The organism is Clostridium sp. (assembly GCF_016650035.1).
Lineage (GTDB): Bacteria > Bacillota > Clostridia > Clostridiales > Clostridiaceae > Clostridium_AD.
On record NZ_JAENWM010000003.1, the window covers coordinates 61,597 to 85,898 of the forward strand.

38 protein-coding genes are annotated in these 24,302 nt (G+C 29.3%); 17 read left to right on the forward strand and 21 right to left on the reverse strand.

From position 1 onward, the window contains the following. The 17 genes from JJD95_RS01335 to JJD95_RS01415 all read left to right on the forward strand — a co-directional run bounded on the left by JJD95_RS01335 (nucleotide 1) and on the right by JJD95_RS01415 (nucleotide 13,873). Entirely contained in the window at nucleotides 1-702 is a 702-nt protein-coding gene (locus JJD95_RS01335; protein WP_291639556.1) for a hypothetical protein, read from the forward strand. A gap of 31 nt (nucleotides 703-733) precedes the next feature. After that, a complete protein-coding gene (locus JJD95_RS01340; RefSeq protein WP_291639558.1) occupies nucleotides 734-1,180 on the forward strand; it encodes a hypothetical protein in 447 nt (148 codons plus the stop codon). Nucleotides 1,181-1,189: 9 nt separating this feature from the next. Further along, the gene (locus JJD95_RS01345; RefSeq protein ID WP_291639560.1) at nucleotides 1,190-1,528 is read left to right on the forward strand and encodes a hypothetical protein; all 339 of its coding nucleotides are present in this window, start codon (nucleotides 1,190-1,192) and stop codon (nucleotides 1,526-1,528) included. A 35-nt stretch (nucleotides 1,529-1,563) separates the two neighbouring features. Continuing rightward, nucleotides 1,564-2,451, forward strand: coding sequence for a hypothetical protein (locus JJD95_RS01350; RefSeq protein WP_291639562.1), 888 nt, complete (start codon nucleotides 1,564-1,566; stop codon nucleotides 2,449-2,451). Between the two features lie 32 nt (nucleotides 2,452-2,483). Further along, nucleotides 2,484-3,698: a hypothetical protein gene (locus tag JJD95_RS01355; RefSeq protein WP_291639564.1), complete on the forward strand. Its 1,215-nt coding sequence runs from the start codon at nucleotides 2,484-2,486 to the stop codon at nucleotides 3,696-3,698. A 24-nt stretch (nucleotides 3,699-3,722) separates the two neighbouring features. Next, entirely contained in the window at nucleotides 3,723-5,168 is a 1,446-nt protein-coding gene (locus JJD95_RS01360; RefSeq protein WP_291639566.1) for a hypothetical protein, read from the forward strand. Between the two features lie 35 nt (nucleotides 5,169-5,203). Then, a complete protein-coding gene (locus JJD95_RS01365) occupies nucleotides 5,204-8,584 on the forward strand; it encodes a hypothetical protein (protein ID WP_291639568.1) in 3,381 nt (1,126 codons plus the stop codon). Nucleotides 8,585-8,663: 79 nt separating this feature from the next. Then, on the forward strand, nucleotides 8,664-8,990 hold the full coding sequence (locus JJD95_RS01370; protein ID WP_291639569.1) for a hypothetical protein: 327 nt from the start codon (nucleotides 8,664-8,666) through the stop codon (nucleotides 8,988-8,990). A 1-nt stretch (nucleotide 8,991) separates the two neighbouring features. After that, the gene (locus JJD95_RS01375; protein ID WP_291639571.1) at nucleotides 8,992-9,138 is read left to right on the forward strand and encodes an XkdX family protein; all 147 of its coding nucleotides are present in this window, start codon (nucleotides 8,992-8,994) and stop codon (nucleotides 9,136-9,138) included. After that, on the forward strand, nucleotides 9,139-9,429 hold the full coding sequence (locus JJD95_RS01380; RefSeq protein ID WP_291639573.1) for a hypothetical protein: 291 nt from the start codon (nucleotides 9,139-9,141) through the stop codon (nucleotides 9,427-9,429). Nucleotides 9,430-9,537: 108 nt separating this feature from the next. Beyond that, on the forward strand, nucleotides 9,538-10,668 hold the full coding sequence (locus JJD95_RS01385; protein WP_291639575.1) for an N-acetylmuramoyl-L-alanine amidase: 1,131 nt from the start codon (nucleotides 9,538-9,540) through the stop codon (nucleotides 10,666-10,668). Nucleotides 10,669-10,935: 267 nt separating this feature from the next. After that, nucleotides 10,936-11,397: a hypothetical protein gene (locus tag JJD95_RS01390; RefSeq protein WP_291639577.1), complete on the forward strand. Its 462-nt coding sequence runs from the start codon at nucleotides 10,936-10,938 to the stop codon at nucleotides 11,395-11,397. Nucleotides 11,398-11,425: 28 nt separating this feature from the next. Then, nucleotides 11,426-11,614: a hypothetical protein gene (locus tag JJD95_RS01395; RefSeq protein ID WP_291639578.1), complete on the forward strand. Its 189-nt coding sequence runs from the start codon at nucleotides 11,426-11,428 to the stop codon at nucleotides 11,612-11,614. A gap of 64 nt (nucleotides 11,615-11,678) precedes the next feature. Beyond that, on the forward strand, nucleotides 11,679-12,803 hold the full coding sequence (locus JJD95_RS01400) for a zinc-ribbon domain-containing protein (RefSeq protein ID WP_291639580.1): 1,125 nt from the start codon (nucleotides 11,679-11,681) through the stop codon (nucleotides 12,801-12,803). A gap of 20 nt (nucleotides 12,804-12,823) precedes the next feature. Further along, the gene (locus JJD95_RS01405) at nucleotides 12,824-13,396 is read left to right on the forward strand and encodes a hypothetical protein (RefSeq protein ID WP_291639582.1); all 573 of its coding nucleotides are present in this window, start codon (nucleotides 12,824-12,826) and stop codon (nucleotides 13,394-13,396) included. A gap of 79 nt (nucleotides 13,397-13,475) precedes the next feature. Further along, nucleotides 13,476-13,640, forward strand: a complete 165-nt coding sequence (locus JJD95_RS01410) for a hypothetical protein (RefSeq protein ID WP_291639584.1) — start codon at nucleotides 13,476-13,478, stop codon at nucleotides 13,638-13,640. A 14-nt stretch (nucleotides 13,641-13,654) separates the two neighbouring features. After that, complete coding sequence (locus tag JJD95_RS01415; protein ID WP_291639586.1) at nucleotides 13,655-13,873, forward strand: hypothetical protein; 219 nt, start codon at nucleotides 13,655-13,657, stop codon at nucleotides 13,871-13,873. A gap of 674 nt (nucleotides 13,874-14,547) precedes the next feature. On the opposite strand, the gene JJD95_RS01420 is transcribed toward JJD95_RS01415, so the two are convergent. The 21 genes from JJD95_RS01420 to JJD95_RS01520 form a co-directional block, all read right to left on the reverse strand. Then, nucleotides 14,548-16,089, reverse strand: coding sequence for a recombinase family protein (locus tag JJD95_RS01420; protein WP_291639588.1), 1,542 nt, complete (start codon nucleotides 16,087-16,089; stop codon nucleotides 14,548-14,550). Between the two features lie 61 nt (nucleotides 16,090-16,150). Next, entirely contained in the window at nucleotides 16,151-16,309 is a 159-nt protein-coding gene (locus JJD95_RS01425; protein WP_291639590.1) for a hypothetical protein, read from the reverse strand. 60 nt (nucleotides 16,310-16,369) lie between these two features. After that, entirely contained in the window at nucleotides 16,370-17,020 is a 651-nt protein-coding gene (locus JJD95_RS01430; protein WP_291639592.1) for an HNH endonuclease signature motif containing protein, read from the reverse strand. Continuing rightward, on the reverse strand, nucleotides 17,020-17,649 hold the full coding sequence (locus tag JJD95_RS01435) for a hypothetical protein (protein WP_291639594.1): 630 nt from the start codon (nucleotides 17,647-17,649) through the stop codon (nucleotides 17,020-17,022). Before JJD95_RS01435 ends, JJD95_RS01430 begins: the two co-directional genes overlap by 1 nt. A gap of 62 nt (nucleotides 17,650-17,711) precedes the next feature. Beyond that, complete coding sequence (locus JJD95_RS01440; RefSeq protein WP_291639596.1) at nucleotides 17,712-17,900, reverse strand: hypothetical protein; 189 nt, start codon at nucleotides 17,898-17,900, stop codon at nucleotides 17,712-17,714. 12 nt (nucleotides 17,901-17,912) lie between these two features. Beyond that, nucleotides 17,913-18,128 (reverse strand): hypothetical protein, encoded by a 216-nt coding sequence (locus tag JJD95_RS01445; RefSeq protein WP_291639598.1) that lies wholly within the window; start codon nucleotides 18,126-18,128, stop codon nucleotides 17,913-17,915. A gap of 42 nt (nucleotides 18,129-18,170) precedes the next feature. After that, the gene (locus JJD95_RS01450) at nucleotides 18,171-18,329 is read right to left on the reverse strand and encodes a hypothetical protein (protein ID WP_291639600.1); all 159 of its coding nucleotides are present in this window, start codon (nucleotides 18,327-18,329) and stop codon (nucleotides 18,171-18,173) included. 128 nt (nucleotides 18,330-18,457) lie between these two features. Continuing rightward, nucleotides 18,458-18,706, reverse strand: coding sequence for a hypothetical protein (locus JJD95_RS01455; RefSeq protein WP_291639602.1), 249 nt, complete (start codon nucleotides 18,704-18,706; stop codon nucleotides 18,458-18,460). A 57-nt stretch (nucleotides 18,707-18,763) separates the two neighbouring features. Beyond that, the gene (locus JJD95_RS01460; protein ID WP_291639604.1) at nucleotides 18,764-19,114 is read right to left on the reverse strand and encodes a hypothetical protein; all 351 of its coding nucleotides are present in this window, start codon (nucleotides 19,112-19,114) and stop codon (nucleotides 18,764-18,766) included. Between the two features lie 46 nt (nucleotides 19,115-19,160). Next, nucleotides 19,161-19,856 carry a hypothetical protein gene (locus JJD95_RS01465; protein ID WP_291639606.1) on the reverse strand — a complete coding sequence of 232 codons (696 nt, stop codon included), beginning with the start codon at nucleotides 19,854-19,856 and terminating at the stop codon, nucleotides 19,161-19,163. A 53-nt stretch (nucleotides 19,857-19,909) separates the two neighbouring features. Next, nucleotides 19,910-20,338 (reverse strand): hypothetical protein, encoded by a 429-nt coding sequence (locus JJD95_RS01470; RefSeq protein WP_291639608.1) that lies wholly within the window; start codon nucleotides 20,336-20,338, stop codon nucleotides 19,910-19,912. Further along, the gene (locus JJD95_RS01475; RefSeq protein WP_291639610.1) at nucleotides 20,339-20,608 is read right to left on the reverse strand and encodes a hypothetical protein; all 270 of its coding nucleotides are present in this window, start codon (nucleotides 20,606-20,608) and stop codon (nucleotides 20,339-20,341) included. It abuts the gene before it with no gap. 4 nt (nucleotides 20,609-20,612) lie between these two features. Next, nucleotides 20,613-20,825 carry a hypothetical protein gene (locus tag JJD95_RS01480; protein WP_291639612.1) on the reverse strand — a complete coding sequence of 71 codons (213 nt, stop codon included), beginning with the start codon at nucleotides 20,823-20,825 and terminating at the stop codon, nucleotides 20,613-20,615. Between the two features lie 45 nt (nucleotides 20,826-20,870). Beyond that, on the reverse strand, nucleotides 20,871-21,542 hold the full coding sequence (gene thyX, locus JJD95_RS01485) for an FAD-dependent thymidylate synthase (protein WP_291639614.1): 672 nt from the start codon (nucleotides 21,540-21,542) through the stop codon (nucleotides 20,871-20,873). Continuing rightward, complete coding sequence (locus JJD95_RS01490) at nucleotides 21,523-22,260, reverse strand: HNH endonuclease (protein WP_291639616.1); 738 nt, start codon at nucleotides 22,258-22,260, stop codon at nucleotides 21,523-21,525. The genes thyX and JJD95_RS01490 overlap by 20 nt, the downstream gene beginning before the upstream one ends. A 20-nt stretch (nucleotides 22,261-22,280) precedes the next feature. Next, entirely contained in the window at nucleotides 22,281-22,667 is a 387-nt protein-coding gene (locus tag JJD95_RS01495) for a hypothetical protein (RefSeq protein ID WP_291639618.1), read from the reverse strand. Between the two features lie 27 nt (nucleotides 22,668-22,694). After that, nucleotides 22,695-22,856, reverse strand: coding sequence for a hypothetical protein (locus tag JJD95_RS01500; RefSeq protein WP_291639620.1), 162 nt, complete (start codon nucleotides 22,854-22,856; stop codon nucleotides 22,695-22,697). An 87-nt stretch (nucleotides 22,857-22,943) separates the two neighbouring features. Next, nucleotides 22,944-23,093: a hypothetical protein gene (locus tag JJD95_RS01505; protein WP_291639622.1), complete on the reverse strand. Its 150-nt coding sequence runs from the start codon at nucleotides 23,091-23,093 to the stop codon at nucleotides 22,944-22,946. Between the two features lie 107 nt (nucleotides 23,094-23,200). Then, the gene (locus JJD95_RS01510) at nucleotides 23,201-23,605 is read right to left on the reverse strand and encodes a hypothetical protein (RefSeq protein WP_291639624.1); all 405 of its coding nucleotides are present in this window, start codon (nucleotides 23,603-23,605) and stop codon (nucleotides 23,201-23,203) included. 90 nt (nucleotides 23,606-23,695) lie between these two features. Further along, nucleotides 23,696-23,863: a hypothetical protein gene (locus JJD95_RS01515; RefSeq protein WP_291639625.1), complete on the reverse strand. Its 168-nt coding sequence runs from the start codon at nucleotides 23,861-23,863 to the stop codon at nucleotides 23,696-23,698. A gap of 135 nt (nucleotides 23,864-23,998) precedes the next feature. Continuing rightward, a partial coding sequence (locus JJD95_RS01520) for a YopX family protein (RefSeq protein ID WP_291639627.1) occupies nucleotides 23,999-24,302 on the reverse strand: 304 nt, incomplete at its 5' end.

Sequence of the window (24,302 nt, forward strand, 5' to 3'; positions counted from 1 at the left end):
ATGGCTTGTTCTTTTTGCACTAATACTTGTAGTGAAGGGTGTTCAAATGATTGTGATACATCTTGTTCGGGATATTGTACAGGTACTTGTAGTGCATCTTGTGCTGATAGTTGCATACTCACATGCTTAGGTTCATGTAGCACTAACTGTGGTGCAATATGTGCTCAGGGTTGTTTGGGTGGATGTGATAGTAGCTGTAGTGGTGGATGTTGGGGGACATGTCTAGGGGTCTGTCAAGATAACTGTAGTGGAGGTTGTACTGGTAGCTGCAGTGGAGGCTGTAGTGGTAGTTGTAGTGGAAGTTGTTATACGGGTTGCTATGGTGGTTGTAAGACTGGCTGCTACGGGACTTGCAAAGGTGATTGTAATAACGCTTGTTTATCAGCTGAAAGTTCAACGATCATTGCAAATTTAGGTAGTAATATATTAAAAGGAAATAAAGTTAGAGTAAATGATTTTCTAGCTTTAAGAAATGCAATTCACAATGAATTAGTTCGCAGAAGTAAAACTATACCTGCTGATGTTTATACCGCAACTCCTGTAAAGGGTGGAAAAATACCAAAAGAACATATAGACAAGATATTATTGGATGTTAGAGTTATGGATATTGCAAAAGGTACTTTAGCTATTGTCAATCCCACTACATTAACGGGTGTGGCAACCTACATTAAAACATTAATGGCACAAAATATTAAGGCATAAACATTAAATAAAAGAAGGGGGTATAACTTATATGGAAAAAGTACAAAAAGATATATTAGTATTAATGTTAAATATAAATTTAAAACTTATAAATAAAGATTCTACATGTGTAAATGATATTAATAGTTTATTATTAATTGCTATGACAGAAAATGAAAAACAGTTAGCTTATGGTAATTTAGAAAGTAAGTTTTTAGAAATTGCAGAAAATAATTACCTTTTTATTGAATCAGTTATCTCTAATAGTAATCTAGAGAACAAATTATATTTATTGATGAAATGTAAAGGCAAAAACGTCTTACGTAACATATCTCAATATAATTTGGAAGATTATGTTACCCTTGCATTAAATACTATTTATACAGGAATAACTCCTCGGCAAGAATTCGATTTATATCAAATGCTCGCAAGGTTAGCTATTATGGAAGGAAGTCCTGAATTAATACAATTAACTATAAACAAAATACAATTATTATAGGAGGATATTATGATTAAGGAATTAAAGGAAAATGAACAAATTTTCATTGAAGATATAAATAATGATTTATGTAATAATATATCTATTTTACAATTTCAATTAGATAGCTATGATAAATTATTTACGTCTTATATGAATAATACCAGTGAAATAGCGAATGAATTAAATCTAAAGAAATTTTTAGATATTTATAGTGATACTTGTGCAGAAATGGCTAATATAAAAATACAACTATTAAAGGATAATTTAAAAGATGAATATCAATATTTTCTAGCAAACAAATGTATGTATGTTCTCGATTATCCAAATAAAACTTTAAAGATAATAAAAAATACAATAAAAATTTAAATTTCAAAAAAATATTTGAAAGGAGGATATTAATAATGGGATTAGTTTTAGGTTATAATTCATTTTTATCAAATAATACAACTATTTCTTTACCCTCCAACAGATATTATAGATTAGAATTACAAAAGGCAATATTTGATGCTATTGAAGGATTTGATGATATTGATAAAATCTATTCATCAAGCAAAGAAGAATGGAGTTATAATTGTATTTTAAACGGAGAGTTTAGAGATGGTTTAGAGGCAGGAAATATTGATACCAAAGGGCAAGATATTAAGTATATTTTATTTCAAAAGCGTAAACAAGATGAATTACAATGGAATACTATAGCAAAACTTGATTATGATAAAGCTGTTATATTATATCAAATAATGGATAATTATATAGAAAATGCTCAACCGTATGAATATTGTATAATTCCAGTAGCCACAACAGTTCAAGGTAATAGAAGTATGGAAACTATAATTCCTGATTATGATGGAATATGGCTTACAGATAGTCAAAACAATGTTCAGTTATCATATAATATCGAACAGGGCGATGTAGAATTCACAAAACCTAGTATTTCCACAGAAACTTTAGGTGGAAGATATCCTATATCAACCTATTCAGGTAATTTGGATTATAAAAAAGGATCATTAAAAGCTATGGTTTTGTCAGATAATTCTTTAGATGGGCCGATAGATATATATAAAGAAAAGATAAATAGGACTAATGTTGTAAATTTTCTAAAGAATTGGAAACCAAAGTTGTATAGAAATTCATCAAATGGAGAAATGATGATGATTGCTACTATAGGCAACGCTAAATTTTCACCTAATAACGAATTATCAGGACGATTAGGTACTATTTCTTTTGATTTTCAAGAAGTTGGAGATGTTTATGATGACTCAGATATGAGAAATAATGGATTCATAGAATAAAAATAAAATGGAATAGGGAGGAGGAAACTAAAATGGTAACTCAAGAGGAATATGATTTAATGTTTCAAGCTGTAAGAGAATTGCATGTAAAAATGGCTATATTAGATACAAATGATAATATAGTAGATAGAATAGAGGGTTTTTTAACAGATGGGAGCGTTACAATTGATAATTCTTCCTCTATAAGAAGGACAGCAGACAGTATAAAACTATATTTAAAGAATAATTTTATTCCTTCTCCCGATAGTCCAATATGGTTGAATAGAAAATTTAAATTGGAAATAGGAATACGGTCTATAAAAAATGACCAAATATATTATTTCAATTTAGGTATTTTTAATTATGATCAACCTCAAATAAATATAAGTCTAACTGAATGCACTATAACTTTTAGAGGTATAGATAAAATGGCTTATCATGATGGAACTTATAATGGAAAACTGGACATGCCTAAAACAATTTGTGATATAGGTATACCGATAAGTCAAGCAATTAGAACAACTATAACTGGTTTAGGACATGAAACAAAATATATAATTGAAGATTGTGTTGACGATAATGGGGCTATTAGAGGCGTTCCTTATAAACTTGAAAAAGATATTGGAAGTACAGAATGGGATATAATAAAAGAATTGTCGAATTTATATATGTGGTATCAATGTTATTATGATGTTGAAGGTTTCTTTAGATACGAAAAATATAAATATAGATTAACAGATCCTATTATATGGGATTTTTCAGATTATGATTTTAGAATAACTAGTCAAACAATAGATGATTTTCAAAATGTAAGAAACATAATAAAAGTATATGGTGGAGAACAAACCGATGGCACTCAACCAAGTGCAATAGCAAGAAATGATGATGCTACTAATAAATACTCAACCGTAAATATAGGGGAAAGAATTTTTCCTATATCAGAGAGTAAATATTATACAATAGCTCAATGTTTAGATAGAGCAAATTATGAATTATTTCTTCATAGTAATTTAAATGAAAAAATATCAATTAGTTGTTTACCTATATACCTAATAAATGAAGTCAATACGTTAATTAAATTTAATGTTCCTGCTCATAATTTAAAAGGAGTTTATATGATTGATAAAATAAGTTATCCTTTAAAAATAGATGGAACTATGTCAATAGATGCTCATAAAATTTATGATTTAACATCTCAAATTGATAATGTTCTTTATCCTAACAGTAGATTATTTCCAAAAGAAACAATATATCCTAATAGTAATTAAAGATGAAAGGAGTGACGCATTTATATGTCAATATATAATTATATTCCTAATAATTGGAATGGTAACAATGGAGTATCAATAAACACAACTACATTACAGAAAATTGAAACAGGTATAAAATCTTCTCATGAAAGAATAAATAGCATTGAAAATGAAACAAGTCAAAATACTGAAAACATTTTAAATATGGGAGATAATATTACAACTATAGATGGCGAAATAGTTTCTTTACAAACATTTATGGATAAATTTAATTTAAATGGAGCAAATGGACAAGTTCTAACTTTAGAAGATGGAAACATTATATTACAATCACCAACAAGTGGTGATATTTCAATAGGGAATATAAGCCAATGGGTAGGAAGTACATTATATACAGCTAATACTTCTACAGTAATATATAATAATGGAGATTTTTATGGATTTTATTTATGTAAAATTACAACCGCTAATAGTTCGTTTATTTCTACAGATTGGGAGTTAATAGGTGAAACAGGATTTATTGGTGCAGAAACCACAGATATTTTAAAAAATAAAACTATTAATGCAACTCAGAATGCTATTACAAATATCGGATTAGATAATTGGATTACGGGATTTCTTCAAACTGATAATACATTAGGCAGTAATAGTGATTCTAATCTCGCAAGTGTAAAAGCTATAAGAGAATTTGTGGAAAATAAGTTATCTGGAATAGTAGGTGGATTAACGAGAAAAGGTTCATTAGATGCTAGTTTAGGATTATTACCAAGTAACGTATCGGAAGGTAATTATTGGATTATAAGTAAAACAGGAAATGTAGGTGTTCGTTTAAATGTAGGAGATTATTTAATTGCAAATCAGACAGTAGTAGGTAGTACAAATGTGAGTGATTGGAATGTTATACCAAATATATTATCTAGTGATATATTAAAGCTTTCAGATATAATAGATTCATTAACAAGTACAGATGCCACAAAAGTCTTGAGTGCAAATCAAGGTAGAATATTAAAATTAGCATTAGATTCTATGAACACATTAAAAGCAGACAAGGTTATAACGCCAATATTGAATAATTTTTTATCAATGGATGCTACTGGTAATTTAAAAGATAGTGGAAGTAAAGTAACAGATTTTGAAACACCAACAGGATCTCAAACCAAAGTTGATAATTCTATTATAGCAATAAAAAATGGAGTTTCAACTGATGGAGACACATTATTAAAATTAAGAGGATTAATTACAGAAGTAAGTGGAGATTCCCTCTTTGGTAATTATACTACTACTTATGCATATGATGTAAATGGAAAAATATCAGGTTGTACTATAATCGGAGATAAATCTGAAATCACAGCTTATACTTATTTTACTACTGGAGATAATCTAGGAAAAATTAATACAGAATCAATTCAAAAGGATAATAAGACAGTTACAAATACTTTTAGTTATACAAGTGGAAAAATTAGTGGAGTAATTACTGTGACTGTGTAATAGGTGGAAAATAACAAATTAAAGGAGGTAATTATATGGCATTAGATATTATTTCATATGGAGAAAGCCAAGAAGCTAAAGAATTAGCTTTACAAAATAAAATAGACCAATGGCAACAAACTACTATATATAGTTTAAATAAATATATTTCAGAAAACAATTTATTATATAAATGTACTGCACCTCATACTTCAACAACAATTTTTGATAATGATATATTAAATTGGCAATTAATTGGCTCAAATCCAATTGGTGTTAAAAATGACAATACTTTAAAGATATCTAGCATTTCTAATATTAATTTTGTAGGAGCTGTTGTCACAGATGAGGGAAGTGGTCAAGTAAAAGTTGAAATATCGGGTGGAAGTGCTCTACCTTATAATGTGAGTACATATACCTCAACTTTAAATATCACTACGGCTATACAAATTATTTATAATTGGACAAACCCAACTATCACTAATGGATTTGTAAAGACGGTTTTATTTATAAGTACCGAAGATATTTCAGCAAGTACTTATGTTTTTGACCTCGCTAATGTGAGTGGAAACATACAGAAAGTTAAACAAGGTGGAACACAAGGAACAAGTGATTCTTTTGCCTTTGATTGTACTAAAGATTTGACATATTATTCAAAAATATTTGTAGTATATGACTTTGGTAATGGAGAAGTTTATAGTAGTGGAAAGAATCTTACAACTACTGTAGTTGATACAACTCCACCCGTTAATCCTACAAGCATAACCGCAATTGCAGGTAACGGTCAAATAACAGTGAATTGGATAGATAGTATTTCAGCAGATACGTTAGGTTATCTAGTTAGATGGCAAAATAGTGCCTTTATTACTACAGATAAGACGGAAGGAAATATGTTAACTGATGTTGGAGTAGGTATTCATAACGTTATTCATTCTGGATTAAGTAATACTGGCTCTCCTATGTATTATTATAAAATCTTTGCTTATGATAATTCAAAAATAGCAAATTATAATACTAGCAATGTTAATACTTGTTCAGCAACTCTTGATGGAACTCCTCCTCTAGATGTTGGAACAATATCACAGTTGGCTTTAAATCAATCAATAAAAGTAACATGGCAAACAAATGATAACTCAACTATTGATTGGAAAGGTGTACGTCTTGTTATTAAACAGGGTGTGGATTATCCGTCTAACATTACAGATGGTACATTTATTGATATTTTTAATATTGCCACAAAAACTTATAGCTTTGGTGGTTTAATAAATAATCAAACATACTCAATACAATTATTTCCATTCGATACTAATTTAAATTATAATACTAATACTATTAATAGGGTACAAGGAACTCCATTTGCGAGTGCTCTAAATAATTTATTATCTTTTACTTGTAAAAATATTACAAACGGACTACAAATTGAAACTGATTATAAAATAAATTACGCACCAAATGGAACGACTTATCAAAGTACTAAAATATACGGATCAAAACTTACTAATTTAGATGGTAAAACCATGGTAGATTGTGCTGGAGATTCTACTGTATTCCTCTTAAAGACAGATACAACAACCACTCAAGGAAGTAGTGGCACATACGTTTTAAGTAATACAGATACTAACTTACCTTTTGCTTTGGGTGATATGGTCTATTTTAAGGGATTTATGGTATATCTAGAAGGTTCAAGTGTCGGAGTATCAAATGGAATTACTGCACAAGATCAAACTCCACCTTCAGTAGTTACTTCATTAGTAGCAAGGAGTGGTGATTCACAGATTATCTTATCATGGATAAACCCAACAGACCCAGATTTTGTAGGTGTTAAAATATTAAGGAAAGAAGGAAGTTACCCAACATCTATTACAGATGGTATTTTAGTTTATACAGGAGCAAATACTGCCTATACAGATACAACGGTAATAAATGGGACTACTTATTATTATAGGGTGTTTCCGTATGACCAAAGTGGCAATTATAATACTACTGGAACAGGTCAAGAAGTAACCGCTACTCCTCAATTGGTGTTAGCAGGAGCTATAAGTAATTTTACTGCGACGAGTGGTAATTCACAGATCGTCTTATCATGGATAAACCCAACTGATGAAGTTTTTATAGGTGTTAAAATATTAAGACAAACCAGTACTTACCCAACATCTGTAACCGATGGCACAGTGGTCTATGCAGGTGCAAATACTACCTATACAGATAATACAGTTGTAAACGGAACTACTTATTATTATAGAGCTTTTCCATATGATATAAATAATAATTATAATACTACTGAAGTAGGTCAAGAGATATCTGCTACACCAGTTGTACCAGTTGTATCAGTTATATATGGTGTGAAAATAGATACCACAAATAGTAATCCTGCAACTGCACTAACTTATATAGAAATGGCAGTCGGGTTTACTCCTGCAACTGGGAACAATGGAGCATTTAATGCGGGTTCATGGGCAGATAAATTTCCGTTTAATTTAATAAAACCATGCCTATATAAAAATGGTGCAGTAAATTATTACTTAAATCCAAATGATTACACTCAAAAAGTAGATGGAGTTACCGCTAGTGACATTACAAGTGGTGCTGATGGAGATGTAATGATTGAATTTCCTAAGATATGGTGGAAATTTGAAACTATTGGAACTGATTTATATATTAGATATAGTAATACACAAATAGATGGCGCATATAAATGTTTAGCACATATGAGGGGGGTAACTGAAAAAGATTTTTGTTATATAAGTGCTTATATGGGATATGATTTAACTTCGGAATTAAGAAGTTTAAGTGGAAAAACTCTTACAGCAACACAAACTATTGGAGCGTTTAGAACATTGGCACAAGCAAACGGCACTGGCTATGACCAAATGGCATTTTATCAACTGTCTATGCTTCAAATTTTGTATATTGTAATGTTTAAAAACAGAGATAGCCAAACTGCATTAGGTAGAGGGTATGTAGATGGCAACTCTGTAAGTATTGCAACTGGTGGAGCAAATGCAAAAGGATTATTTTACGGAGAAACTACTGGAAAGTTGCAGAATAAATTCTGTGGAATTGAAGACTTTTATGGGAATGTGTGTTACTGGATAGATGGATTTTTTAGTGGTGCGAGTAGAAATATATTAATAGCTAATCAAACATTCAATGATACTGGAAGCGGGTATGTAGACTATGGAGTTGGAGCAGTAGCCAATACAAGTGGATATATTGACACGGTGCAAGGTGGTACTGAAACAGGCTTTGTAGTCAAAACTGTTGCAGGAAGTGCAACAACACATTATGCGGATTATGGGTTTCTTTTTGCTTCCCGCTTGCCGTATTTCGGTGGGAGTTGGGCGACTGCCGATGCTGCGGGTGCGTTCTATCTTAGTACGAGTAGTTCTGCCTCGACTGCGGCTGCGACTGTCGGTGCGCGTCTATTGGCATTATAACAGGTATTGGCATATATAAACTTTCCTTGCTATATTCCATATTATGTTAATTGTAAAATATTAAAAGGAGGTGTTAAAATTGAAGTTATTTAATAAGGTTCGAGGGACTATGGAAGTTGTACCTAACGCAGAAGTAAACCGTGACACGGTATATATTAGAAGTAATATAATCAGAATTGACACGGAAGATTTTAAGGGTTTTGAATATGATGAGATGCAATACAAAAAAGATGAGTATACAGAGCTATTGCAAGAACAAATAGATACAGGCAAAGAAACAAACAATTTTTTGGGCATGTTGCTAATTGAAAAGGATACGCAGGTGATGGGGTTGCAAAATAGTAGCGAGTCTTTAGGTAGCCAAGTAGTGCAAATGGATATTAGATTAATGATGGGAGGAATGTAAAATGACAGATTTTGAAAGAGTAACTTATTATTATGTACATGGTTGGGCAACAAAAGAACAGGTAGGTATGTATGTTTATTATGGCAAAATTACACCAACCGAATATGAAACAATTACGGGTGATGTTTATACAGGTGATATAGCATAAATGAAGAAATTTTCAGACTTTGCAACTGGCGATGCATCATTAACGGGAGATAAAACCAAACTAGATGATATTTTAGGAAAAGAAATAGTTATAAAAGGGTATAAAGTGGCAGTTAGCAAATATAATGATGGACAAGTTTTAACATTACAATTTGATTTAGAGGATAAAGAATATATTATATTTACTGGTTCTTCTGTACTTGTAAATCAAATTGAAAAGTATAAAGATGAAATCCCTTTTATAACTAAAATAGAGCAAATTAATAAATTTAATAAAAACATAATAAAATAATATAATAAAAGAGTACTTTATACAAATTTTTAAGTACTCTTTTATTATGCAAAAATCTATTAAAATTCAAATTTTATAAGGAAATAATAAGGAGGAGTGAAGAAATATATGAGTAATAAAATATACACACATTGTTTAGATCCTGGGCATGGAGGCACGGATTGTGGAGCTGTGGGCAAGCGTTCACATGAGGATGATGTTGCCTTAGTAATTACTAAAATAGTAGGCAGAATACTCGTAGAACAAGGACAGAAGGTTGTATATACAAGAACAACTAGTGAATATAAAACCCTAGCAAAAAGGGCTGATATAGCAAATAAAGCATTGTGTAAGACATTCACATCTATTCATTGTAATTCTGCCGTAAATAAAACCGCTCATGGAGTGGAAACTTTTTCTCATCCTATAAGTTCTAATGGAGCAAAATTATCAAAATTTGTACAAGCAGAACTAGTTAAAGCTACAGGATTAGCTAACAGAGGTTCCAAGACAGCAAATTTTGGAGTCTTGAGAATGAGCCATATGGTTGCAATATTAGTTGAAACTGCATTTATTAGTAATGCTAATGAAGAAAATTTATTGTTATCAAAGGTGTTTCAAGAAAAAGCAGCATTGAGTATTGTTAAAGGATTATTTAAATATCTAGGATTAACTTTAAATCAATCTACTCAAGTAGTTACACCTACAACTCCTGTTCCAACTCTACCTCATATGTACAGAGTTAGGGTATCATGGGAAGATGTTAAATCTCAGAAAGCTGCATATTCAAATTTACAAAATGCAACAGATTTCCTTAAGACTTTAAATCAGTATAAGATATTTGATGAGAATGGCAATGAAGTTGGAAAGGTAGAAGTTACACCTGTAGTCTCCCCTACTCCTAAAGTATCAACAGGGAATGTAAGAGTAAAAGCTTTGCAACAATTATGTAATAGTCTAGGAATACATGATATGAATGGGAGAGATTTAGTTTGTGATAATATCAGTGGCTCAAAAACCGAGTTCGCTGTGGCACGATTACCTTTATGTGGATTACCTTATACTCAAAGAGCAGCTACTAAAGTTTTACAGTCAATATTAAATCAATTGGGATATAGAGATAATAACGGAAAAGTTTTAGCAGTTGATGGTATATTTTATACTTCATGTGCAGAAAGTGTAGCTAAATATCAGAAAGCTAAGAATTTGAATGTTGATAAAATTGTAGGCAAGAATGTTTGGCTGAGTTTCTTGAAATAAACTAACTACTGAGCGTAATTTGACTAGGGATATGTGGTTGGATTACGAGTAGATTTATATAAAAGGGATTTATGAATTGTTTTCCCTTTCTCATATATCTATCCAGATTTAGTTTACTGTATAAATATAAATTTTTAACGCAGATGAGCGTCATAACGAATTATTCTCATCTGCGAAACTCATTGGAGTTTAACTCAATTATAATTATGCTCCCTTTAATACAGGAAGTCAATACTAATATATTAAAAAAGGTGGTATAAGAAAAAAATGGATGGTGAAGTCAAATGTCCAGACGAGCGTGTGAATAAAATACAATTTGATAATATAAATAAAAATGTAGATAAAATAACAGAAATTCAAGAAGCTACAGTTAGTCGTGTAGTAGTTTTAGAAAGAAATAATACAGTAATGGCAAATGAATTTGCTAATATGCAAAAGAGTCAGGATGCTTTACAAATATTAACTTTAAAATTAGATCGTGAAACCAATGCAAAGATTGATTATCAGTTTGCAAATCTATTAACAAGTATTTCTAAAACAGAAGATAGGAACGATAAAAAGTTTACAAAAATAGAAGAAGGACAAGATACTATAATGTCAAAACTAGGAGAAATTCAAACAGATAAAAATGGTAAATTAGAATTATCAAAAGGTAAAATGGTAATGTATGGATTAATTATTGTTGCAATAATTACAATAATCCCAGCATGTGTAGTTTTATTTTTATAAATAATTAGGAGGAATTAAGGAGGTTTGTATGGATAATATTAATTTATTTCCATGTTATAGTATTCCGTTGATGAGATTTTTAACGGAGAAAAAGAAAATCAAATATAAACTTGAGGGATTGAATCCTAAATCTAAAATGCATTTTTATGTGTTCATAGATGATAAGGAATTAAATTCTGCATTACAGATATGGAAAGAGACTAAGCCAAGTGCATAGCCTCTTTTTTTTATGTAGTTTTTTAAAGTAAAACAAATATAAAGTGAAAGAAGGAATATTGAAAATGTTAATAAGTAAAACAGTAAAAACAGTATGGAATTCGTTTACTAAAAAATGGTATACAGATAAGGGATATATTTATACAAAGATGAAAGATGAATTTGAAGTTAAGGTTGAAGATTTACAAATTAAAAGTAGTGTGAGAGTAAATGTAAAATGTGATTGTGTAGATTGCAAAAATCCTTATTTAAAGCCTATGAAATGGGTAGATTATTTAAATTCAGATAGAGAGGATGGTAAATATTATTGTAATCCTTGTAATTCAAAATTTTTCAATAGTCAAAATATAAGCAGAGGTTTGTTAAAGAAAAATGGAAAATCATTTAGTCAATGGTGTATAGAAAATTCTCGTCAAGATATTTTATCTCGATGGGATTTTAAACTAAATGACAGTGATCCTGATAAGATATGTTTTAGTGCGAATAAAAGGTATTGGTTTAAATGTCCTAGAAATTTACATCCAAGCGAACTAAAAAATATAAATGTTTTCATGAACGGTCATAATGGGACAATGAGTTGTAATGCATGTAATTCAATAGCTCAATATCTAATTGATAATTTTGGTAAAAATGCATTACATTTATATTGGTCTGATAAGAATATATTGAATCCTTGGGAGATAAGCGGATTTGCTCATATATTAGTATGGTGGAAATGTTTAGACGGTAAACATGAAGATTATTGTAGGAATATTAGTAATTCAAATGTAAGTGATTTCAGATGTCCTGAGTGTACACAAGAAAGAAGAGAAAGTATACTTCAGGAAAAGGTTAGATTATATTTAGAAAGTTTAGGATATACAATTTTACATGAATATGGCTGTACTATTATACCTCAAAATCCTAAAATATGTAATAAAAAAGGGAGAATGCCTTTTGATAATGAAATAAAAGAATTGAAGTTAATTATTGAAACTCATGGTAAACAACATTATGAGATTTGTTCTGGAAAGTGGTTAGCGAAGAACTTCGATTTTCACAAAAGACAGGTTTATGACAGATATAAAAAATATATTGCTAATGTACGAGAATATAATTATCTTGAAATACCTTACTGGACAGACAATAAAAAAGAAGAATGGAAGATTTTAATTAATAATAAAATAAGTAAAATAATAACTAAACAATAATTTAGAGGAGGAATATTATAATGGAAGAAACAATCCAAAACTTTTTAAATCAAATAGTGGTACTTTTAAGTGGACTTGCAATGGCGATTATAACTTTATACGTCGCAAAAGCGAAGGCTAAATTAGAAATTGAAATAAGCAAAATTAAAGATGAAAAAGCAAAAGGGTTATTTGATTCATCCCTGAAAAGATTAAGCAATCTAGTTTTAAAAGGTGTAAATTCAGCAGAGCAAACTTTAATAATAGATATAAAGAAACAAATTGAATTAGGTAAAGCAAGCAAAGAAGATCTTATTGCAATAGGTAAAAATGTAGCTGATACAGTTTATAATCAACTAAGTGAAGATGCTGTAAATATATTAAAATTAGAAATAACAGATTTAGAAGGATATATTATGGACTCTGTAGAATCTCAGATATTAACTTTAAAGAATACAGTTTCAGTTACTCCTATTGCTGGAGTAGTTAATTCTGGTAGAGATATTATCATTACACCAGTTGTTACAGAGGTATCACAGCCTTCTGACGTATCCTCAGAGGTGTCAAAAGCTATTGAAGATATAAATTCAAGGGTTACACTTGGAGTGCTTTAAAATCGCTCTTTTATATAGAGATTAGTAAATACACTAGTCTCTTTTTCATATAAAAATAAATCTTAAGGAGGAAATAATAATGGCAATAAAAATGATTGGATTTGATGCAGATTGGTCAAAAGCAGATTATATTGGATTATCTACAGATATTAAACCTTTAATATACAAAGCTGGTTCAACCTTTTATGAAACAGATACAACTAATGGATATATTTATGATGGTACAACTTGGATATTAATCTAAAGGAGGTAAATTGAATGGATATTATTTTAAATTCAAAAATAAATAAAGTTAAAGAACAAATAGATGTATTAGGTGTTGATGTGTTAGCAATAACACCATTAGGCGATACAACTGCAAATAGACCAATAGATTTTATAGTAGGACAACAATATTTTGACACTACTTTAGGCAAGCCTATATGGCTAAAAACATCTCCTAGTACATGGGTAAATAGTGCTGGAGTAGCAGTTTAAAAGGCAGGTTTTATATGAATTTAAGAGATAGGTTTAGGCTTATCTCTTTTTATTATGTTTAAAAATAAGGAATGGAGGAATTATTGTGGCTAATTGCATTAAAAAGGATTTATTCAAATATAAACAACATCCATATTTTGAAATGCCTAATAAGAAGTAACAAACTTTAATATGCAGAGCATTAAGACATTTAGCTAAAATAAAAATTATAGGTCAAGATTTATATGATTAAAAATCAATTCAATATTAATGATGTTGTTAAATTAAAAAGATTTGATGAAGTATATGAATTATTTGGAATAGATATATGGGATTAGCATAAATTTTAATAGGAATAAATCACAATTAATTTTGTGGTCTATTCCTAATTTTTTTCATTTTTTTGCAATTATATTATGTACTATTATTATATCCGATTATTTCCTAATTATACCTCCCCTTCTGTAATATAACAAAATTACTTTAATGTAAATTTCATATGTTATAATACAATTATTAATGTTTTTACTACTCCCCTTCTTGATTTAGATGATTTTTAATGTGATGTGTCCCCTTCTTTAAGAGGGTAAAGCGTTTGATGAATGGCTATATATCTATGTTTTACACTGTGTCTAGTTCTTCCAATGTAGACACAGTGTAAAACGAGGCTATAAACAAAAGTAAAGCACCTACTATTATTCAGTAAGTGTTTCTAATGGCATTGTTGTGATATTGGTAGTCCATTCTATATCAATTAAATTGTCTCTTAACTTTATGACATCAATGAAATACTTGCAAACATTTTTTTTATCTTCTAATGATAAATTAACCCAGTTATCAACTTGTTTGAGTAAATCTTCTTTTGATAATGTTTTTACATCTACTATTATATTTTTTTTCATTTCTGATGAAATAATATTTCTCTCATTATCTAATGAAGCAATTCTCCTATTTACATATTCCATTGTAATTCCACTTGCTTTTGATAGTTGATCCATTAACGTATCAATTTGATTATCAATTTCTAATAACTTTAATTTTGATTCATTTGTATCACAACGTTTTGATTCTTGGTAATGTAATATATTATTCTTAATTTTTTCAGCCTCTATAAAAATCCTGCTCTCAATTCGTTTTTCTAATATATCAGCATGTTGTGTTTCTAAAAACCCTTCACATGTTTTATAAGTAGTTTTACCTCTACAAGACAGGTATCTTTTATTTCTAGCTACAACAACACTTATTGTATATCCACATTTTTCACACTTGATAATACCACTTAGCCATGAATGTTGACCTTTACCAGTATTCTTTATTTGCTTATTCCTATCTAATTTATATTGACATGTTAACCATGTAGAAGATTTAATAACTCCTTCGTGTAACCCAATAGACAACACATGATCTTTTACATTAGTATATTTTCTTTCATTAGACTCCCTTTTACCATACAGATAACAGCCATTAGTCCCAACAAAATCAGAAATATCATTAGTAAGAATACATCCTTTATCCTTGTAATAAGCATAAATATCGGCATCAGCTTGTACATATACTGGACTTCTTAATATTCTACTAATCTTACCTGAGTCCCATGCACCACCTTCTGCTGCTAGTATTCCTTCATTATTAAGATAATCACTAATCTTTCCCAGACTCATATCTGTCTCTGAATAAAGTTCATACATTTTAAGTAGACTTGGCTTTTTTTCAAGGTTATCCTCAAAAGTATAAGTTTTTTTATTATTAACTCTTGTAGAAATTTTAATAAAGCCATAAGGAGCTCTACCTCCCATATATAAACCTTTAGCTCCTCTGGCATAATAATTATCCTTTATTCTTTTTTGAATAGTCTCACGTTCCAACTGAGCGAATACCATAGTAATACTTAACATAGCATTACCCATTGGCGTTGACGTATCAAACTTCTCATTACAAGATACAAATGAAACTGTATATTGTTTAAAGAACTCTATAATATTTGCAAAGTCTAATAAGTTCCTGCTAATTCTATCTAGTTTATAGACTATTACTTTTTCGATTAGACCTATTTTAATATCTGCCATCATCTCTTGAAATTTAGGTCTATCTGTATTTTTACCACTAAATCCTTTGTCCATATACACCTTAACTTCTTCAGTTGGTAGAGTTTCTTTTTTACAGAAATCAATCTGACTTTCTATTGATATACTATCTTTTTTATCTACTGATTGCCTAGAATATATTGCTACTGTCATTAGTACAATCAAATCCTTTCTTATGTTATTTATTTTATTATCTATTGTAAGTTATTATACACTATTTTATTCTTGTGTCAATACTATCATCTCTTTTGGAAAACAGTTTATACAGCTCTGAGAGTATCTTTTCATGTGCTTTATTAGCCTCTTGGGGTGTATAATCTTTGTATCGGTTAATTATTTTACAACCATCTTCATATTCAACTACTACTGCCATTAATATCACTCCCTCTTTTTTATTTATATGAGATTTACATCTATATTAGAAATAAAATATTTAATTATTTGGATGTTCTATTTCTAAATCTTTATAAAACAATCTCATTTCTGTTTCAAATATTGTATTTAGAAAATTATGTTTAAATTCTCCTGGCATATCTTTATATTGTAAGATATTATATTTTTCATTAAGATATTTTAGACTATCAAAACTATATAGATAAGACAGATAATCAACAGCCATAAAGCAGCACTCCCTTTTCTTCTCAACAGAATTCTCATGGAGTAATTTATGATTGAAGTCTGTAATAGGAATTAAATTCATCAGGCTACTATTACCTCCAAATGTCAAAGGATAGATATGATGGACGACATCACCCTTGGAACACCAATCTATTATCAAATCCCAAAATCCATCATTCTCCTTAAATTTTCCATAGAATTTATAATAACGTGCTCTGCCAACACTATTAAAAAATTCTCTTGTTCCATCATCTAAATATCTTGGAGGGAACCTTTCGTCAAATGACTTGTAAACATTTTTACTATAATCCCACATTGTTTTTGCGTTCTTAATTTCCTTGGAAATATCTATTCCATAAATATCCTTTGTATACTCTATTGCTAATTTAGGACTATAGCATCGTCTATCCATTATTACTAAATAATTTCTAATTGGAATTTTACCGACTCCTATGTACTCAATCACTAAACTCCACCCTCTTTAAAATTCTCAGTGTGTATTCTTAATTTCTCATAAACATCTTTAAGTTCATCCGGAAACACACTAATCCTAATCTCAGTACGAGGATTCAATTTGTCATATCCGCAATTTATTAACAGCGGATTAATTATCATGTAATTGTCATCCTCTAAAAATCCACTTTGAACAAATAGTCCATCTCCAACGAACTTAATTCCACCTGATATATTATCATTATCTTTTTTAGCTAGAGTTTCACTAAATACTCTAAATTCAACCATGCAATTAGATAATTTAAGATTAGATAAATTATATTTATCAGCGAGCCATATTCCAAGATTTCCCCAGTGATGTTTAATCCCATTCATAACCATTCTATTCTGTATTACTAGCAGTTCATTAAGACTCAATATTCCATATAAACAATCTGACATTTTATAATTTTTCTTGCTGATTGATTTTTTCTTAGTTTTCTGAGCCCCAGATTTAGTTAACTGAGGAGTTCCATTTTTATTAAATAGCTTTATAGTTTCTTTTTTAGCAAAAGGTAATGATTTGCATTTAGGATTTTGCTGCATGTAATATAAATGATATTCGTGAACTAATTCTTTTGTAATCGTAATTAAATACTTCATATAATCCCCCTTTTGTAATGTCATTCTTTAATTATTCAATATAATCTTATAAAATTGACTTTTTATTTTATTCCAATATAACCAGGTCTATATTCAAATGCTGCACTATCTTCTAAATCTCCACATTCACAATCCTTACATTTACAAATTTTACAACATTTTTCTTCTATGGTATCGTAAGTGTTAAGACATTCTAAATTATCATAAAAATGTAAACAATCTGTACAATATACATGTTTATTTTTATCCATAATATCCTCCTTTTATAATTTCTCCATATCATAATTATCTCTAATGTAATCTATCAGCTTATTTAACGATTCTATTACAACTTCATCATTTCTAAAATTAGGATGAATATGACTCATACATGAATTTTTCTTTCCTATTTTCTTATAAGCTTTCATATTAATATTCACCCAGAATAACGGAACTTCTGTAGAATTATTAGTAAGTTTATTTTTTATCCATTTAATCATAATTTTCTCCTTTCTTTTGGATTGTACATTTATTGCACGTTGCTATTCCCACTCTATTAATGGACATTCTTTTATTTGTTCTTCAAATGTCTCAAAGTCTTGTTCTTCCTGTAATAAACAATCATCATTTCCATCACAAAGAGGGCAATCACAACAGCGTCTTTCTGATTTAAAATTTAATATTGCTACATAAGTTTCCATAATTTTCTCCTTTCAAGATAAGTTAATTTTCCTACTGAAGTCATCGTATTGTTATTATTTAGTTGTTAATATTGATACTTTAAGCGGAAAATCAACTTTAATAATTTCACGTGACAAGTGATCTTTGACTACTCCTTTGTTTCAACGAATATCCATCCTAATTCGTCTTGAAAAGCCATTCCATGTCCCATATTTGTTGCATAAAATCCAGTTAATTCAAATTGATTTTCATTTATCATTTCTAACATTTTTTCTCTAGTCCAATCTGCCCCTATAAGACAATTAACATCTCCTTGTCTAAAAGTATGAATATAATCTGTATCTGGTAACATTTCTATTGCTTCAGTTTTTGTTAGTTTATATATTTGATCCGACATATTAATTTCTCCTTTCAACTATTTGAAATTATCGAGTAGTTTATATTCTTATAAATTTTACATTTTATCCATCAATTCTTTTAATTCTCCTAAGCAATCTTTACATAGAGACATTCCGCATCCATACTCATCACAAAAACTAAAACTTGTTTCTAACCATTTATCTACATATTTTCCACAAGAGGAACATTCTTTTAATGCTTTAAGTGGATATTTTTTCTTAACCTCTGCAAAAGTTTTAGTTATTTTATAATAGACATGGTATACGGGACTATTTTCACTTAACATTTTTTCTTTTGTACAAGATTTTGACCAACAATTTTTATACCAAGTCTCAAAACTATCTTTCGTTGATTTGATTTCATCTTTTAACTTTTCGTCACCATTTTTAATTTCCCACTTTAACATATTATTCTCCTTTCATATCTTATAAATTTTCATTAAATATTATTATTTAATTGTTAACTTGATTAGCTAATTGCTTTTGTTTATGTGCCTCAATTAATTCAATAGGTGTTTTACCATCATAATTAGCATCTTTAACTTCAATTATTTTATCTTTAGCCCTTTCTTTAAATTGATCACAATTAAAACATTCGCTCGAAATATTTAATCCAGTATTTCCAAATCCTTCTCCATGTGCTCCATAAAGACATCCACTACCTGCGCTACTATCATTATAAACTTTAATTACAACATGGTCACATTTGGGGAATTTATCTTCATATGCTTTTATTTGTCTAGGAGAATACATACCATTATTTTCATATTCCTCGTCTGTAAATTCTCCTTTTGCTTCTTTTATCCAATTTTCTGTTGACATATATATGTTGGAACCACTGTTTATAATATGTTCTTGACCTTCAAATGTAAATGAGTTTATCCATTCCCTTAGACAATCATCACAGACTTGAATATGTATATTACAACCATCTAAACCACTACCATAGCCAGCTTGACCTAAGTTGAAATCCCAACATTCATTCTCAGTAAAACTACCCCAACTATTATCGTCTTTCCATGTAAGGATTTTACCGCACTTCATACAAGTAAAAGATTTTTCTAGACCGCATTCTTTTTCGTGTTCTTGGCATTCCTCCTTAGAATTAAATTCCATTTCACATTTTTCACAATTAAAGCTTTCTCTCATTAATAATTCCTCCTTAAATTTTGTATAATTTTTATTCAATTAAAATCTCTGTTTTAAGTTACGTTATTATTTAATTGTTCCAACACTTTATCTACTTTCTCAAGTAACCCATTATTTTCTTCAATTTCTTCATCAAAGTAATGTCCATATATATTATTTAACTCTGTTTGTCTGCCTGTTATAATTTCCCTAATTTTAATTAATTCCACTTTAGAAAATACTTCCATATGAAACCTCCTGTTATTATTTATTTGTTCTTCTAAATTAGTAATATATTTCTGCAAGTCCTTCCTCGTTCTTATGAATAAATGCCGTTCTAATTCGTTAAATAATGTTTCTTGTTGAGTATCATTCAAAGTCATACTCAACCTTTCTCCCATATTAATTGTACGATATACATTTCCACGATATTGAGAACTAATCTTATTACTTACAGTTATTTTGATATCTGAATTATTTAAGCTTGCATGAATATTCTGCATCTATTTTTCCTCTCGAATATTTATTAACTTACTAGAATTATCGTTCATAACTAATCTACATTGATATCGTGTTAAATTACTATGCTTATTTACAATTGATATATTATGATCATTTTTATATTTAGCTGAATCCAAAATCCTAAGTTGAGAAATTAGAAAGTCAAAACCTTTTTGAGTTATATGCATCGCTATTGGAATTGGTTCATGCTCCTCAAGTTTCCTTTGCATTTCCTCAATTTCTTTTATATCTACTTCATTTTCTATTCCCACAATATTAATCCTCCTTAATTATTTTATTGATGCTACTTTCTCTTTCCCAGAAACAATAATCATTGATTAAACTTTTCAATAGATATTTATTATAAGTTTCTAAACAACTGGAGTAACAAGTCCTATTAATTACTAGCATTTCAATCACTCCTTCTTTTGTAATCCACCAAATCTTTTCTCCTATATCGAATTTCCATCCATTACAATTATCAATCATAATATTATTCCTCCTTAATGTGATTGTTTAGTTGTTATAAAATCATCATTTTAAAATTACATCACTGATATGTTTATTTCTTCCACAACATCTTGATTTTGTTTCTGTGCAGAAATTATATGGACTATTCTTCTCACATTTAGGTACAAGATATTTATTAAATTTAGGTTCTTTTGATATAACTAATTTTCTCATAAGGTTAGCTAATTCTCTTATTTCCCATTGACTACAAGTACATAACCTCTCATTCATAAAATGCATTAATTCTCTAAGGTTAACTTTCATATCTATAACAGTTTCACAAGCATTAGGTAATACAAATCTAGCGTCTTCGGCAGGTACTCCATGAGATACTAATATTTTATACCCCTTCTTTGCTACCTCTATAGATTTTTCATAAATATCTAGTATCAAAAGATTATCGTTATTTTTAATAGACTCTGGTATAACATAATCAAATCCATCTTCATTTACGTACCTCTGGGATCTTTGAGCAAATGATGCTAATCTACTTCTTACCAACTGATGACTAAGAGCCCTACTTACTCCTTCTATGTGAAAATGGAAGTCACAAAATTCTAAGACACTATGATGTCCTGATTTATAGCAATGTTCCATTATCTTACCGCCAGTTATTTCACTGTTATAGCAGTTCGATGCAGCAGATTCAATTGCGTTTACTGGATTATTTGTGTACCTAATTAACGTTACTTTCATAATTTAATTCCTCCAATTCATTTGAATTATTTGATGTTTTAGGAGCAAATTCTCCAAAGTATTGTTTTTCTGCCTCTATTCTTGCAATAATGGCATCTTCTAAATTATCAAATGATCCTAAATATAAACTTTTTTTATAATCTGTTTCAATTATAGCTACCCAATGCTTTCTTCTGCTTTCCCAATGAACTCCTACTTGACCAGATGTATTATTTTTACTCAAACTAGTATTTCTAAGATTTTCTTGATTTGTACATGTTCTTAAATTAGCTTTTAAATTATTTAATCTATTTCTATCAATATGATCAATAAAAAATTCTTCTGTCACGCCTGTTAAAAATCTGTGAAGATATATAATTTGGCCATTAATCCTACTTGTAACATAACCATTTCCACTCATTCCCCACTTGTATTTCTTAACTGTATCTAATTCTTCTTCATCAAAAATTGTTTCGTTGATTACATCCCCTTTTTTATTATAGAGAAGCATAGTTACAATATTTCCAACTATTATTATTTCATTTTTATCATAAGTTGTTCTTTGTTTGATATATCCAAATTTTAATAATTGTCTATAATGTTTATCACAGTAAAGTTCTCCTTTATAGTTTTTCATTATGCCTTGTGCCTCCCCACAAGTGGTACATTTTTTATTCGATGCTGCTAGTTCTATGGCCTCTACTGGATTTTCTGTAATTCTAATTAATTCTACTTTCATATTAAACCTCCTATGATTAATTATTTAATTATATCGCTTAAATTTTGTATTATATTATTTATCATATACCAGTCTGGATTAAACAATGCTGTTATCGTACTATTGAAATTAAATGAGAACATAATGATTGCTGCAATTAAAGTAAATATTCCCATTACAATTTTATCAGTATTAGAGTCTGGAATAACCATATCTCCAAAGTCATCTTCAGCTGGCTTGAACCATTTAAAAAGTTTGATTATAAGAAATATTATCAATATTAAACTAATGATTATCCATATACTTCCTGTAATTCCATCTATAAAAGCTTGTTTTCTTAGTGCTGGATATAACTTATCAGCAGCTACCCCTAATTTTGATGATATATTGTCTATTATTAAACTAATTTGTACTCCGAAATTATCCATTTATATATTCCTCCTTTTAGTCATTGTTTAATTGTCGCAAGTATAGTAGATTGTATTCCAACATGAACCAGATCCATTACTCTCAGTTTGAACTTTATTTAATCTAGCTGATTCTCTTTTCTTCTTCTTATAGTTCTCTATTTCTGCTTCTATCTTCTTGATCTTGTCTAAACTCTTCACTGTTTTCATATGCTGTCTCCTCTCTGCTGATTGATATTAATGCTACGGTAGCTCCCAAACATAGATATAGAAATGTGTTAACATATTATTTCCTCCTTATGATAATCTTTGTTTTCTATTCTCTGGTATAGCTTCATAATCTATGCAAAAATTCATTCCATTATATTTAGCTATGAACTGATCTCCATCAAACCAGATTTTAAATTTGTTATCTACCGTTCCTAAATACCCCACACGACTAATCATTAATAATTCCCTCCTTAAATTTAATATATAAGAGTAATTTCTTACCCTTATATAGATGTTATCATGTTATCCTTTAATTGTCAATGCTTTTGGTAAAATTTATTTAATTAATAATCTATTCTTGTGTATCCTATAATTCGCTTACACATTGGCAATATAATTTCATGTATTAATCTATCCTCTATTCCTTCTTCACATAATGCTAAATCAAATCTCATACCTCTGCAATCATTTCTAGCTACTATTATTTCTAAACATTTATTCTTAAAATAATCTCTATTTAATCTATCTAAATATTCTATGTCTCTAGTTTTACTTACAAATATAGGACATTTATATTTATGTGCCAGTTGTAGCAGAGTATACGATTTCCCTATTCCTCTATTATGTCTATAAACGTGCATAAAATAATTCTCATTATTTTTAATATAACTTTTGAAAGTATAATATAATGCTTTCTGTCTAAATTTAAATGACCATTTTTCTAAGAATCTACTAATTTTTAAATACATATTAATCCTCCTTTAAATAGATATTACAAGGTATATTCTACCCTTCTAATGAAGTCATCTAGCCCCTTTAGTCTAGTTTGAATGTACTTGTTAGTCCACAATAAATAACTTCTTATTTGCTACTTTATCAAGGATACTGGACTTCATAAATTCATAACTTTCAGGTATATTTTCCTTTTGAATATAGTAGAATGAATCAGATTCTTTAATTACAGTTCCATAATAAATATCATTAGGAAGGTAGATTTTAGAACCCAAAGTAATATTTATATCCTCTGCTATTTCTTTTTTAAAACGATATTTAGTTTCTTCATATTTCTTATCAGTTTGAATTGCTGAAGCGATATGACATTCCTCCTCTCCGTCAACATATATTTGAAGTGTGCAACTAACCTAACGCTCTAATAAGCCTTTACTTTCATACATATTGCCTATAACAGTACAACTAAGCTTTTCATCTCCACTTAATCCTAAGTAATGTTGTTCTTCTTCGCTTGAAACCCTTACTACAAATCTGCAATCTTCTTGTAACCATTCCACTTCACCTTTAACAAGCATATCGCCCTCGTAGAACTCAATAATATCCTCATCATAGATTTCTACACCTTCATTGTCTTTGAACCCTATATACTGCATAACCTCGTATATTTGTGGATGTTTTATAGCCATACTAAACTCATCCAAACAATTATTGATA

Excerpts from the sequence above, each read along its gene's own strand:
- JJD95_RS01335 (WP_291639556.1), top strand. The coding sequence starts at position 1 with ATGGCTTGTTCTTTTTGCACTAATACTTGTAGTGAAGGGTGTTCAAAT.
- JJD95_RS01340 (WP_291639558.1), top strand. The coding sequence starts at position 734 with ATGGAAAAAGTACAAAAAGATATATTAGTATTAATGTTAAATATAAAT.
- JJD95_RS01345 (WP_291639560.1), top strand. The coding sequence starts at position 1,190 with ATGATTAAGGAATTAAAGGAAAATGAACAAATTTTCATTGAAGATATA.
- JJD95_RS01350 (WP_291639562.1), top strand. The coding sequence starts at position 1,564 with ATGGGATTAGTTTTAGGTTATAATTCATTTTTATCAAATAATACAACT.
- JJD95_RS01355 (WP_291639564.1), top strand. The coding sequence starts at position 2,484 with ATGGTAACTCAAGAGGAATATGATTTAATGTTTCAAGCTGTAAGAGAA.
- JJD95_RS01360 (WP_291639566.1), top strand. The coding sequence starts at position 3,723 with ATGTCAATATATAATTATATTCCTAATAATTGGAATGGTAACAATGGA.
- JJD95_RS01365 (WP_291639568.1), top strand. The coding sequence starts at position 5,204 with ATGGCATTAGATATTATTTCATATGGAGAAAGCCAAGAAGCTAAAGAA.
- JJD95_RS01375 (WP_291639571.1), top strand. The coding sequence starts at position 8,992 with ATGACAGATTTTGAAAGAGTAACTTATTATTATGTACATGGTTGGGCA.
- JJD95_RS01380 (WP_291639573.1), top strand. The coding sequence starts at position 9,139 with ATGAAGAAATTTTCAGACTTTGCAACTGGCGATGCATCATTAACGGGA.
- JJD95_RS01385 (WP_291639575.1), top strand. The coding sequence starts at position 9,538 with ATGAGTAATAAAATATACACACATTGTTTAGATCCTGGGCATGGAGGC.
- JJD95_RS01390 (WP_291639577.1), top strand. The coding sequence starts at position 10,936 with ATGGATGGTGAAGTCAAATGTCCAGACGAGCGTGTGAATAAAATACAA.
- JJD95_RS01395 (WP_291639578.1), top strand. The coding sequence starts at position 11,426 with ATGGATAATATTAATTTATTTCCATGTTATAGTATTCCGTTGATGAGA.
- JJD95_RS01400 (WP_291639580.1), top strand. The coding sequence starts at position 11,679 with ATGTTAATAAGTAAAACAGTAAAAACAGTATGGAATTCGTTTACTAAA.
- JJD95_RS01405 (WP_291639582.1), top strand. The coding sequence starts at position 12,824 with ATGGAAGAAACAATCCAAAACTTTTTAAATCAAATAGTGGTACTTTTA.
- JJD95_RS01410 (WP_291639584.1), top strand. The coding sequence starts at position 13,476 with ATGGCAATAAAAATGATTGGATTTGATGCAGATTGGTCAAAAGCAGAT.
- JJD95_RS01415 (WP_291639586.1), top strand. The coding sequence starts at position 13,655 with ATGGATATTATTTTAAATTCAAAAATAAATAAAGTTAAAGAACAAATA.
- JJD95_RS01420 (WP_291639588.1), bottom strand. The coding sequence starts at position 16,089 with ATGACAGTAGCAATATATTCTAGGCAATCAGTAGATAAAAAAGATAGT.
- JJD95_RS01425 (WP_291639590.1), bottom strand. The coding sequence starts at position 16,309 with ATGGCAGTAGTAGTTGAATATGAAGATGGTTGTAAAATAATTAACCGA.
- JJD95_RS01435 (WP_291639594.1), bottom strand. The coding sequence starts at position 17,649 with ATGAAGTATTTAATTACGATTACAAAAGAATTAGTTCACGAATATCAT.
- JJD95_RS01440 (WP_291639596.1), bottom strand. The coding sequence starts at position 17,900 with ATGGATAAAAATAAACATGTATATTGTACAGATTGTTTACATTTTTAT.
- JJD95_RS01445 (WP_291639598.1), bottom strand. The coding sequence starts at position 18,128 with ATGATTAAATGGATAAAAAATAAACTTACTAATAATTCTACAGAAGTT.
- JJD95_RS01450 (WP_291639600.1), bottom strand. The coding sequence starts at position 18,329 with ATGGAAACTTATGTAGCAATATTAAATTTTAAATCAGAAAGACGCTGT.
- JJD95_RS01455 (WP_291639602.1), bottom strand. The coding sequence starts at position 18,706 with ATGTCGGATCAAATATATAAACTAACAAAAACTGAAGCAATAGAAATG.
- JJD95_RS01460 (WP_291639604.1), bottom strand. The coding sequence starts at position 19,114 with ATGTTAAAGTGGGAAATTAAAAATGGTGACGAAAAGTTAAAAGATGAA.
- JJD95_RS01465 (WP_291639606.1), bottom strand. The coding sequence starts at position 19,856 with ATGAGAGAAAGCTTTAATTGTGAAAAATGTGAAATGGAATTTAATTCT.
- JJD95_RS01470 (WP_291639608.1), bottom strand. The coding sequence starts at position 20,338 with ATGCAGAATATTCATGCAAGCTTAAATAATTCAGATATCAAAATAACT.
- JJD95_RS01480 (WP_291639612.1), bottom strand. The coding sequence starts at position 20,825 with ATGATTGATAATTGTAATGGATGGAAATTCGATATAGGAGAAAAGATT.
- thyX (WP_291639614.1), bottom strand. The coding sequence starts at position 21,542 with ATGAAAGTAACGTTAATTAGGTACACAAATAATCCAGTAAACGCAATT.
- JJD95_RS01490 (WP_291639616.1), bottom strand. The coding sequence starts at position 22,260 with ATGAAAGTAGAATTAATTAGAATTACAGAAAATCCAGTAGAGGCCATA.
- JJD95_RS01495 (WP_291639618.1), bottom strand. The coding sequence starts at position 22,667 with ATGGATAATTTCGGAGTACAAATTAGTTTAATAATAGACAATATATCA.
- JJD95_RS01500 (WP_291639620.1), bottom strand. The coding sequence starts at position 22,856 with ATGAAAACAGTGAAGAGTTTAGACAAGATCAAGAAGATAGAAGCAGAA.
- JJD95_RS01505 (WP_291639622.1), bottom strand. The coding sequence starts at position 23,093 with ATGATTAGTCGTGTGGGGTATTTAGGAACGGTAGATAACAAATTTAAA.
- JJD95_RS01510 (WP_291639624.1), bottom strand. The coding sequence starts at position 23,605 with ATGTATTTAAAAATTAGTAGATTCTTAGAAAAATGGTCATTTAAATTT.